Raw genomic sequence first — 10,561 nt, forward strand, 5'->3', positions numbered from 1 at the left:
GGCACCGCTTATGGAAAACAGAAAGGTCAGGGTCCGTCTTTATCAGCCAGATGAAGAATTGGGGCATGACTTCTATAGACTAGCAGAAGAGGCATTTGCCCATGGGTCACCTTGGACAGAAGAAGAGTATGAACAAACGGTAACCCGATCTGACCTGACATTTTTCATAGCGGAAATTGAGGAACAGCCAGTGGGTTATGTCGGTGGGAAGATTATTCTTGATGAAGCTGAAGTTTACTCTATTGCAGTAGAACCAGCCTTTCAGAATCAGAGAGTAGCATCTCAATTGATTGAAGCCTATAAAACACACTGCCGCGCAAATGGGGTTAAGATTCTTTTTCTCGAAGTCAGAGAATCTAACTTTACAGCCCGGAATTTTTATGTCGCCCATCAGTTCAAGGAAATCTCCAGGAGAAAAGGATACTATAATGATCCTGAAGAAGATGCAATAATTATGATATGTGATATTAGAAAGAAGGAAAAAGATGACGAATAAGCTGATATTAGCTATTGAAACAAGTTGTGACGAAACGAGTGCAGCAGTGATTCAGAATGGAGACACGATCCTGTCAAACATCGTCGCCTCACAAATTAAAAGCCATCAGCGCTTCGGAGGGGTCGTCCCGGAAATTGCCAGCCGCCACCACGTGGAGCAGATTACGTTGATTATAGAAGAAGCAATGAAAGAGGCCGGCGTGTCTTGTGCGGATCTTGATGCAGTAGCCGTAACAGAAGGCCCGGGACTGGTCGGTGCACTGCTGATTGGTGTCAATGCAGCAAAAGCGATCGCGTTTGCTCATAACCTTCCACTGATCGCAGTCAACCATATTAAAGGACATATTTTTGCGAACCAGCTGGTATCCAGCCTGACTTTCCCTCTGCTGTCCCTGGTTGTGAGCGGGGGGCATACTGAGCTGATTTATATGTCTGGACCGGACTCATTTGAAATTGTTGGAGAAACACGTGATGATGCCGCAGGAGAAGCCTACGATAAAATTGGGCGGGTGATAGGTGTGCCATATCCTGGAGGCAATCATATAGATGAAATGGCCCATCTGGGAGAAGATACCTATGACTTTCCCCGAGCGATGATTCAGGAAGACAATTACGATTTCAGTTTCAGCGGGCTGAAAAGCTCATTTATTAATACCGTCCATAATGCCCGACAAAAGGGAGAAGAAATGGACGCGAATGATCTGGCTGCAAGTTTTCAGTCGGCAGTAGTAGAAGTTCTAGTCGATAAGACAATACGAGCGGCGAAGGATAAAAAGGTAAAACAGCTTATTCTGGCCGGAGGTGTTGCGGCCAATAAAGGTCTGCGCACATCACTGGAAGAAGCTGTACGAAAGGAACTGCCAGGTGTTGAGCTGCTTATCCCACCTCTGAATTTATGTGGAGACAATGCGGCGATGATCGGTGCCGCAGCGTTCGTTCAGCTGGAAAAAGAGGAATACTCGGACTTTACGTTAAATGGACAGCCGGGCTTGTCAGTGTAATGATATCTGATTGGTACCGAGAAGCAATTTAATAAAAATGAATTTTGCGCCGTTGAGTCAGCTGTTCTGACTCGACGGTTTTTTACTTATTTATTCTATTTTTAATATCGAGAGGAAGCGACTGAGTTTCAGTCGCTACATTTTTAAGGGCTACATAGGGAGTTTTTAACTGAGCAAATAAATTTCGCTACTTTGAGAGGGATATTTGAATGGATATGGTCTACTTTAGTAGACGCATAACCAACTATTGTCCACTGGCTGAGATGTAGAGTTTGAATGGGCATTAAATAGTAAACTAGTGCCCACTCATTGAGGAGTAAAGTTTGAGTGGGCACTAAATGGTAAACAATTGCCCGCTGGTCAAGCATTAAGATTTGAGTGGGCATTAAATGACCGACAATTGCCTACTCGTTGAGTCAGCAGCACTTGAGTGGTCACTAATTGACCAATAGATTAGCAATCCGTTGTCATAAATTAAAAATATCACCAGACTACTCTAGTTTGCTTAGTAAATTTCGGACTCCAGCACAGCTAGTACTCGTAGGGACAGAAAAAAGCAATGAGTCCCCATCTTAAACAGATAATCCTCATTGCTTGTGTGATATGTGGCGTAAAACAACTCCAACTTCACTCTTTTTTCTTAGAGCTTATTCGTCAAAATCGTGCAGGGTCAGGCCTCTTGTTGGAACTGGAGTAGAAAATACAATCTGTGTATAGGTCTTACCGAACTGCTGCAGGTCGTTGATGAAATCATCCAGTTCTGTAGTTGTTGGATAGGATACTTTGATAAGCATCGAGAAATCGCCAGTTACACAGTTGCACTCCAGTACATTAGGCACATGTTCGATGTAAGGGTAGAAATCCTTCTTCTGGTTCGGGCTTAAGTCAAGCTGAATGAATGCCTGTATGTGATAGCCGAGTTTTTTTAAATTGACTCGAGCCATGTATTTATCGATAAATCCTTCTTTTTCAAGCTTAGCTATCCGATTAGAAATAGCAGGGGAGGAAAGATAGGTCTCACTGGCTATTTCTTTTAAAGATGCGCGGGCGTTTTCCTGCAGAATCTGCAGTATTTTCAAATCCATTTGATCCATAGTCATATCCTCTTTTCCGCAGTTGAGACTAGTTAAGGTATCTTTTTGTCCGTTTTACAGGTTGTCCAACGTATCATGCAGTGATTCCCATTCAATCAGCAGATTTTCCTGCTTGCTGGTAAGGGCCTCATTTTCATTAGATAACCGTTCTGTTTTGACACTGTCAGAGAAAGTTTCCGGCTGGCTGAGTTCGTGCTGAATCTTCAGCAGTGCAGTTTCCAGATCTTCAAGTTCAGTTTCGATTCGCTCAATTTCTCTGGTAAGTTTACGCTCCTGTTTCTGACGCTCTTTCTGTGCTTCAAATGTTAGCTTGGCAGTCTGATCGGACATACTGTCTGAAGGTTGAGCATCAGTCGTTTCAGGAAAGTCACTTGTAGAATCGATCGACTCAATTGCCTCAAGTTCAGCCTTTTTCTGAAGGTAATAGTCATAATCACCTAAATAAAGTGTAGCTCCTTTTTCCGATAGTTCAATGACTTTTGTAGCCAGCCTGTTGATGAAGTAGCGGTCATGAGAAACGAACAGCAATGTACCTTCAAAATTGATCAGAGCATTCTCAAGTACTTCTTTTGAGTCGATGTCCAGGTGGTTAGTCGGTTCATCCAGCAAAAGCATATTGTTTTTTTCGAGAGCCAGTTTTGCTAGTGCAACTCTAGCTTTCTCGCCACCGCTTAAAGAAGAAATAGACTTATCGACATCTTCCCCGCTGAATAGAAAGGATCCTAGCAGGGTCCGCACAGATTGCTCTGGGAGCAGAGGGTGGTCATCCCAGACCTCATTCAGTACAGTCTTCTTGTCATTTAAAGTTGTCTGTTCCTGATCGTAATACCCCATATCGACTTTCGTTCCATACTTTATTTCTCCGCTGATTGAAGGAATCAATTTATATAGCGTCTTGAGGAGAGTGGTTTTACCAACCCCATTAGGACCTACGACTGCAATGGAATCTTCCTTGCGAATATCGAGATCCACATGTTCGGATAATGGAATAGAATCGTATCCGATTGTCAGATCAGCTGTCTGAAGCACGACTTGCCCTGAAGTTCGTTCAGGAATGAACTGGAAATGCGCACTTTTTTCATCACCTTGAGGCTTGTCCAATGGATCCATCTTCTCAAGCTGTTTCCTTCTAGCCTGGGCTCTTTTCGTTGTAGAAGCTCGCACCAGATTACGGTTCACAAAGTCTTCCAGTTTAGCCATTTTCTTCTGCTGCTTTTCATATACTTTCCATTCACGCTTGATCTTTTCAGCCTTCTGTTTCAGATAATTCGAATAGTTTCCCGGGTAATTTTCTACAGAGCCTCTACTGACTTCGTATATATTTTTGACAACCTTATCCAGAAAGTATCGGTCATGGGAAACGATGAGAAGGGACTTGGAATAATTCTGGAGGTAACTTTCCAGCCAGGATAATGTATCGATATCCAAGTGGTTGGTCGGCTCATCTAAAATAAGAAGGTCCTTTTTCTCAAGAAGAAGTTTGGCCAGCGCAAGTCGGGTTTTCTGCCCCCCTGACAAATTTGCTATAGGTGTATCATAATCTTCCGGGTAATATCGGAAGCCATGAAGTACTGAACGGATCTCGCTTTCGATGCCATAGCCGTTATGCTGCCTGAACGACTGCTGCAGAAAATCATACCTGGACAAAAGATCCGTATAGCTATCAGACTGCTTATCGATAGAATCATCACTTAATTTATGCTCGATAGCATGCATTTCTCTTTCTATCTGTTTAATAGGTTCGGTTAGTTTATCCATCTCTTCCCAGATAGTCAGATCAGATTCCAGACCGGTATGCTGATCAAGATAGCCGATAGTACAGTTTTTTTTCTTATGAACGGTGCCTTCATCCGGTTCTTCTCTTCCAGAAAGGATGTTAAGAAGGGTCGTTTTACCGGCACCATTTCTACCCACCAGACCAATTCTGGCATTTTCCTTTATTTCCATGCTAACATTATCGAAAAGTGTTTCAGCACCGAAATGTCTTGCTATTTTTTGCGTGTGTAAAAGTATCATACTATTCCTCATTTTCTAACCTAGTCATCTGTCAATATCTAACAGTTTAGCATACAGGAGCAGGAATAAACTAGTCTAATTGAAAAACCTGCAAGGCTCAGACAGAGGACGATTTAGGCTTGTTCCCTTTTTTACATTCTCCGAAACTTGTTCAATAATAAACGATTAATTATTGAATATTATTGAAATATTTAACAAATTCAGACCCGATTTACTTTATTTTACTGGGATTAGTGGTATAATATAAAATGGTATCCTATGTAAGTTTGTGAATACACAAGGTAAGAAAAGATACACCTTTGGAAAAGTTTGATAAGATCCAGAGAAGCTGTTTATTAAATGAATTGAGACGAGGAGAATGACAATGGCTGATAAGAAAATCCCGAAAGCTACTGCACGCAGACTGCCATTATATTACCGCTATTTGCGTTTCCTATACGAGGCAGGTAAAGAACGTGTGTCATCAGCTAAATTAAGTGAAGCAGTTAAAGTGGATAGTGCAACAATCAGACGTGATTTCTCGTATTTCGGAGCTTTAGGTAAAAGAGGCTACGGGTACGATGTAGAAGCTTTAATGAATTTTTTCAGTAAAACACTGAATCAGGACCGTTTGACCAATGTTGCATTGAGTGGTGTCGGTAACCTTGGACAAGCCTTGCTAAACTATAATTTTCGCAGAAACAACAATATCCGTATCAGTGCCGGATTTGATGTGAAAGATGATTTGATTGGAACGATCCACCAGGGCGTACCTATTTACGATATCAATGAAATGGTCGATCAGCTTGAAATGCAGCAGATCGATGTAGCTATTCTCACGGTACCTTCTGAAATAGCTCAGGAGATGGCGGATAAACTGGTCAAAGGCGGAGTTAGAGGTATTATGAACTTCACCCCAATCCGTGTGACTGTGCCAAAAGAAGTCAGAGTACACAACGTTGACCTGACAAACGAATTGCAGACACTGATTTACTTCATCAATTATTACCAGGACTTTGATCAGAAGACTGAACCTGAAGAAGATGACAATCCCTTAAACGACTTATTTTATAATGAATAAAAAGAAAATCTTCAAAGCTGACCTTGATTGGGTCTGTAAGCTTTGAAGATTTTTTTTATTTGCTGTTATTTTTACTTTTTTTGATGCGAAGATACGCTGCAGCCATTCTTGTACCCTGTACAAAGTCTTTTGTAGCGAAGAGAGCAAATAAGAAAGAGAAAAAACCCCATCCACTGCTGTCGACTGAATCGATCGTAAAGAACATGAACAACAGGAAGAAAATATACTTAAATGCAATTTGAAACATGATTTGTTTTTCTGTCATTATAAATCCTTTCTACACTACTCGTCTTTTTAAGAAAAGTACAAGTTGATCAGGACAGCTGCCACATTCATCAGACAATGTGCCAGAATTGGTGTCCATATGTTTTTAGTTTTAAAGTACAACCAGGCAAAGACCAGTCCCATTGAAGAATACACTAGGAGCAGACCGTCAAAGTGAATGAATGCAAAGAGCAGTGAACTTATGACTGCAGCTCCAATGCCGCCAATCCGATCAATCAGAAGACCAAAAATTGCTTTTCTGAAAACAAATTCCTCCATTACTGGCCCTGCTACTCCAACTAGGAGAAGAAAGAACGGATAATTTCTAACCACTTCCATCAGAAACTGAGTGTTTTCAGACTCCATAGAAGAGCCCAGAAAGTTTACTTCAATAATACTTGCGAAGGACTGCACGACTATAGCGATAAACATCCCGATCAGCCCCCATAAGAGAATTCTGACAGGATTATGACTGAAACGCTCTTCGAATTCAAATCTCATCTGCTTTCTTCTCTCAATCACGATCATGCCTATAGCGCCTATTGCAAACAGCACCATGGAAGGGAGAAGAAACCCAACAATCCCTATGTCTTCAGGTAAGAAGAGAGGGATCACAGCAGAAACAAGCTGTACGGCAAGAAACAGGCTGATCATGTTAATAGCCGCTTTTTTATTAATATCATTAACTGACATGTTGTTCATCCTTTAATTGGTATTCCCACAATATATAGTAATTTAACACAAAAACCAGCCGTTTTCCACCGGGTAAATTTTTCAAAAAAAATTAAAGTTAGGACTTGCAAGAAATCACAGTTTTGAATATACTAGGTAATGTAGTTAGCACTCGGAGGTCGAGAGTGCTAACACTCACATCTCACTATATCTTTAGTGAAAAATTAAAACTACTATTTTGGAGGGATTGCATCATGTTAAAACCTTTAGGAAATCGTGTACTTCTTGAAGTGAAGAAAGAAGAAGAGAAAACTGCAAGCGGATTAGTTTTACCTGATTCAGCAAAAGAGAAGCCGCAGTCAGCAGTGGTTGTAGCTGTTGGAGACGGAAAACTTCTTGATAACGGAAGCCGAGCTGACGTATCAGTTTCTGTCGGCGATCAGGTTATCTTTGAAAAGTATGCCGGTTCTGAAATCAAGTATGAAGGAACCGATTATCTAGTAGTTAAAGATACAGACATTATTGCAATCGTTGACTAATTTGAACCACTGATTCATTAAAAAAAATAATATTGAAGGAGCGATTATTACCATGGCTAAAGAAATCAAATTTTCTGAAAATGCACGTGCAGCAATGCTGCGTGGCGTAGATAAACTAGCTGATACAGTTAAAGTGACATTGGGACCAAAAGGTAGAAATGTTATCTTGGACAAATCTTTCGGCGCACCTCAAATCACTAATGATGGGGTGACCATCGCAAAGGAAATTGAACTGGATGACAAATTCGAAAATATGGGTGCTCAGCTTGTTGCTGAAGTAGCAAGCAAAACAAACGATATCGCAGGTGACGGAACAACTACTGCGACTGTTCTAACCCAGGCAATCGTCAATGAAGGAATGAAAAACGTGACTGCAGGCGCTAACCCTGTAGGCATCCGTCGCGGAATCGAACTGGCAACTAAAAAAGCAGTCGAAGCTCTACATGACATCTCTACTAAAGTAGAAGACAAAGAGTCTATCGCGCAAATTGCTGCAATCTCATCTGGCGACGAAGAGATCGGTAAGTTGCTTGCAGATGCGATGGAACGTGTGGGAAGCGACGGCGTTATCACAATAGAGGAATCTCAAGGAATTGAAACTGAACTGGATGTTGTTGAAGGAATGCAGTTCGATCGCGGCTACCTGTCTCAGTACATGGTAACGGATAACGAGAAAATGGAAGCAAACTTGGATAATCCTTACATTCTGATTACAGACAAGAAGATTTCTTCAGTACAGGAAATCCTTCCTGTTCTTGAAAATATCATGCAGCAGAATCGTCCACTTCTGATCATTGCAGACGATATCGAAGGAGAAGCACTGCCTACACTTGTATTGAACAAGATTCGCGGAACGCTTAACGTTGTAGCTGTTAAAGCGCCGGGATTCGGTGACCGTCGTAAAGGTATGCTGGAAGACATCGCTATTTTGACAAACGGAACAGTCATCACAAGTGATCTTGGGCTGGACCTTAAAGATGTGACGATCGATCAGCTGGGTACTGCAGGAAAAGTTGTTGTAACTAAAGACCACACAACTGTTGTTGAAGGTGCTGGCGAAAAAGAGAACATCGAACAGCGTGTGGCGATGCTTCGTGCTCAAGCTGAAGAAACAAACTCTGAATTCGACCGTGAAAAACTGCAGGAACGCATTGCTAAAATGGCAGGCGGCGTTGCAGTCATTAAAGTCGGAGCAGCGACTGAAACTGAAATTAAAGAACGTAAACTGCGTATCGAAGATGCATTGAATGCTGCACGTGCTGCAGTTGAAGAAGGTGTCATCGCCGGTGGTGGAACAGCTTATATCAACATTCTGGATAAACTGGAAACGATCGATCTTGAAGGTGACGAAGCAACTGGTGTGAAAATCGTCCTTCGTGCACTGGAAGAACCTGTTCGTCAGATCGCTTCAAATGCTGGTCTGGACGGAAGTGTTATTGTTGAACGTCTGAAACACGTTGAGCCTGGCATTGGATTCAATGCAGCAACAGGTGAAATGGTCAACATGGTACAAGCGGGTATCATCGACCCAACTAAAGTAACCCGTTCAGCGTTACAAAATGCAGCATCTGTTTCAGCGCTATTACTAACGACAGAAGCTGCTGTAGCAGAAATCCCATCTGAAAATGATGGACCTGCTGGTGGAATGGATCCAAGCGGAATGGGCGGCATGATGTAAGTAAAGTCAATAATCTGCTGTCGTGTCGTCAGACACATAATGAAAGCAATAGAAGCAGGAAAAGCTGGAGATCTCTCTATGCTTTTCCTGCTTTTTTTTTGCAGTACTTTTATAAACAGTATTCACTATAGGAACGTTTAAACTTTGAGGTTTGAATGACTCCCCTTGAGCTGGTACGTTAGATTGGCGCTTGTCTCATGAAGCTCTGACCTAATGAAAAGACCATTTCGATCAGACCGGATAGACCTGTTACTGCGATCCGCTTAATTAAAGTCTGAATTAGTCTGATTATATGATAAGATAGTAAAATAATTTACATGAGTATACGGGGAGATTTGTTATGAATGAGAAGACAGTTTCTATAGTTGGATTAGGGGCTCTGGGTGTGTTGTATGGACAGCACTTGTCAGAAGCTTTGGGAAAAGATCGTGTAAGAGTGATAGTAAATGAAGGAAGAAAGAAAAAATATGAAAGTGACGGAGTGACATTAAACGGTGTCCCGTGCGATTTCAATTACGTTTTAGAATCCGAAAAGAGTACACCTGCAGATCTGATCATAGTCTGCACGAAATCGCTGGCACTTGACAGCGCACTGGAATCTATGAAAAATCAAGTAGGAGAAGAGTCTACAATCCTATCGTTAATCAATGGAATTTCCAGCGAGGGTATCCTTGGGTGTGAGTTTGGTCATGAAAAAATTATTCCTACGGTAGCGATAGGAATGGATGCAACACGAGATGGTCAGGATGTCCGGTCCAAAGTAAAAGGCTGGCTCCAGATTGGAGTGGACAGTCCAGATAAACAGAAAAGACTGGATGCAGTTAAGTCGATCTTTGAGGAAGCTCAGTTTCCTTATGCAGTCGAGGAAGATATTACTTTGAAAATTTGGGAGAAGTTCATGATGAACGTTGGCGTAAACCAGGTGGTCATGGTCAACCAATCGAATTTTGGTGGTGTTCAAACAGGCGGGGAATATCATGATCAGGCGAGATCCGCCATGGAGGAAGTAGTAGAGATTGCTCAAGCAGAGGGGGTCAGTCTGGAACACGAACATGTACAAAAGGCTTTCGACATTATAGACACCGTAGATTCGGATGGCATGCCCTCAATGAGACAGGATGGCCTAGCCAAGCGTCTATCAGAAGTGGAGCTGTTTTCAGGAACTATTCTGAAAAAGGCCGAAGAGTCTGATCTGGATTGTCCAGTCAATCGTTATTTATATGAAGAAGTTCAGAAAATCGAAGCGGAGTACTAATGAGGAGGAAACAGTGTGAAGGTCAGTGCGATTCAAATGGATGTAGCATTTAATGATCCTGATAAAAACAGGGACAGAATCAGTAAGTTGATTGAAGAAGCTGTGGAGTCTAGTAAGCCGGGTACCATCGTTCTTCCCGAAATGTGGAATGTATCATTCTTTCCTGACAATATGAGTGCTACTGCAGACGAGGAAGGGCATGACACCCAAAGTTTTCTGAGTAAATTGGCACGCAAGTATCAAATCAACATCGTCGGTGGCTCAGTTGCTGTCAAGAAAGATGGCGGCTACTACAACACAAGTTACAGCTTTGACAGGGAAGGGACTTTGGTGCATGCGTACGATAAAGTCCATCTCTTTGTGCGCCCGGCATGGGCGACAACTTGGTGGTGAAAGTCCACTACAGACTTGGCAGTAGGAACTGTTAGCGAAAGTCAAGGGTGTCCGCCGTGAGGCGGAATCTGAAGGAAGACGGACGCAAATGCTT

At 42.2% G+C, this 10,561-nt stretch carries 11 protein-coding genes; 7 read left to right on the plus strand and 4 right to left on the minus strand.

All coding sequences use genetic code 11. The features are described from left to right. Window positions 1-10: 10 nt before the first annotated feature. Window positions 11-496 carry a ribosomal protein S18-alanine N-acetyltransferase gene (rimI, locus tag ACYQ2O_RS03280; protein ID WP_459795977.1) on the plus strand — a complete coding sequence of 162 codons (486 nt, stop codon included), beginning with the start codon at window positions 11-13 and terminating at the stop codon, window positions 494-496. Next, entirely contained in the window at window positions 486-1,496 is a 1,011-nt protein-coding gene (gene tsaD, locus ACYQ2O_RS03285) for a tRNA (adenosine(37)-N6)-threonylcarbamoyltransferase complex transferase subunit TsaD (RefSeq protein WP_459795978.1), read from the plus strand. The genes rimI and tsaD overlap by 11 nt, the downstream gene beginning before the upstream one ends. Before the next feature lie 647 nt (window positions 1,497-2,143). On the opposite strand, the gene ACYQ2O_RS03290 is transcribed toward tsaD, so the two are convergent. Next, window positions 2,144-2,590: an Lrp/AsnC family transcriptional regulator gene (locus ACYQ2O_RS03290; RefSeq protein WP_459769506.1), complete on the minus strand. Its 447-nt coding sequence runs from the start codon at window positions 2,588-2,590 to the stop codon at window positions 2,144-2,146. 54 nt (window positions 2,591-2,644) lie between these two features. Next, window positions 2,645-4,606 carry an ABC-F family ATP-binding cassette domain-containing protein gene (locus ACYQ2O_RS03295; protein ID WP_459795980.1) on the minus strand — a complete coding sequence of 654 codons (1,962 nt, stop codon included), beginning with the start codon at window positions 4,604-4,606 and terminating at the stop codon, window positions 2,645-2,647. A gap of 364 nt (window positions 4,607-4,970) precedes the next feature. Between ACYQ2O_RS03295 and ACYQ2O_RS03300 the strand changes: the two genes are divergently transcribed. Continuing rightward, the gene (locus ACYQ2O_RS03300) at window positions 4,971-5,666 is read left to right on the plus strand and encodes a redox-sensing transcriptional repressor Rex (RefSeq protein WP_459795982.1); all 696 of its coding nucleotides are present in this window, start codon (window positions 4,971-4,973) and stop codon (window positions 5,664-5,666) included. A 55-nt stretch (window positions 5,667-5,721) separates the two neighbouring features. On the opposite strand, the gene ACYQ2O_RS03305 is transcribed toward ACYQ2O_RS03300, so the two are convergent. Further along, window positions 5,722-5,931 (minus strand): DUF4305 domain-containing protein, encoded by a 210-nt coding sequence (locus tag ACYQ2O_RS03305; protein ID WP_459769502.1) that lies wholly within the window; start codon window positions 5,929-5,931, stop codon window positions 5,722-5,724. A 29-nt stretch (window positions 5,932-5,960) separates the two neighbouring features. Continuing rightward, on the minus strand, window positions 5,961-6,623 hold the full coding sequence (locus ACYQ2O_RS03310) for a CPBP family intramembrane glutamic endopeptidase (protein ID WP_459795984.1): 663 nt from the start codon (window positions 6,621-6,623) through the stop codon (window positions 5,961-5,963). Between the two features lie 233 nt (window positions 6,624-6,856). Here ACYQ2O_RS03310 and groES point away from each other — a divergent pair, with 233 nt between their 5' ends. The 4 genes from groES (at window position 6,857) to ACYQ2O_RS03330 (ending at window position 10,467) form a co-directional block, all read left to right on the plus strand. Next, entirely contained in the window at window positions 6,857-7,141 is a 285-nt protein-coding gene (gene groES / locus ACYQ2O_RS03315) for a co-chaperone GroES (protein ID WP_091266237.1), read from the plus strand. 52 nt (window positions 7,142-7,193) lie between these two features. Next, complete coding sequence (gene groL / locus ACYQ2O_RS03320) at window positions 7,194-8,819, plus strand: chaperonin GroEL (protein ID WP_091266240.1); 1,626 nt, start codon at window positions 7,194-7,196, stop codon at window positions 8,817-8,819. 340 nt (window positions 8,820-9,159) lie between these two features. Further along, window positions 9,160-10,074, plus strand: a complete 915-nt coding sequence (locus ACYQ2O_RS03325) for a ketopantoate reductase family protein (RefSeq protein WP_459795985.1) — start codon at window positions 9,160-9,162, stop codon at window positions 10,072-10,074. Window positions 10,075-10,089: 15 nt separating this feature from the next. Then, window positions 10,090-10,467, plus strand: a complete 378-nt coding sequence (locus ACYQ2O_RS03330) for a nitrilase-related carbon-nitrogen hydrolase (RefSeq protein WP_459795986.1) — start codon at window positions 10,090-10,092, stop codon at window positions 10,465-10,467. Window positions 10,468-10,561 lie beyond the last annotated feature (94 nt).

This window comes from Alkalibacterium sp. m-11, from assembly GCF_054658155.1.

Bases quoted from the DNA above. Each gene is read 5' to 3' on its own strand.
- ACYQ2O_RS03300 (WP_459795982.1), top strand. From the start codon at position 4,971: ATGGCTGATAAGAAAATCCCGAAAGCTACTGCACGCAGACTGCCATTA.
- ACYQ2O_RS03325 (WP_459795985.1), top strand. From the start codon at position 9,160: ATGAATGAGAAGACAGTTTCTATAGTTGGATTAGGGGCTCTGGGTGTG.
- groES (WP_091266237.1), top strand. From the start codon at position 6,857: ATGTTAAAACCTTTAGGAAATCGTGTACTTCTTGAAGTGAAGAAAGAA.
- groL (WP_091266240.1), top strand. From the start codon at position 7,194: ATGGCTAAAGAAATCAAATTTTCTGAAAATGCACGTGCAGCAATGCTG.
- ACYQ2O_RS03295 (WP_459795980.1), bottom strand. From the start codon at position 4,606: ATGATACTTTTACACACGCAAAAAATAGCAAGACATTTCGGTGCTGAA.
- ACYQ2O_RS03310 (WP_459795984.1), bottom strand. From the start codon at position 6,623: ATGTCAGTTAATGATATTAATAAAAAAGCGGCTATTAACATGATCAGC.
- ACYQ2O_RS03290 (WP_459769506.1), bottom strand. From the start codon at position 2,590: ATGGATCAAATGGATTTGAAAATACTGCAGATTCTGCAGGAAAACGCC.
- tsaD (WP_459795978.1), top strand. From the start codon at position 486: ATGACGAATAAGCTGATATTAGCTATTGAAACAAGTTGTGACGAAACG.
- rimI (WP_459795977.1), top strand. From the start codon at position 11: ATGGAAAACAGAAAGGTCAGGGTCCGTCTTTATCAGCCAGATGAAGAA.
- ACYQ2O_RS03305 (WP_459769502.1), bottom strand. From the start codon at position 5,931: ATGACAGAAAAACAAATCATGTTTCAAATTGCATTTAAGTATATTTTC.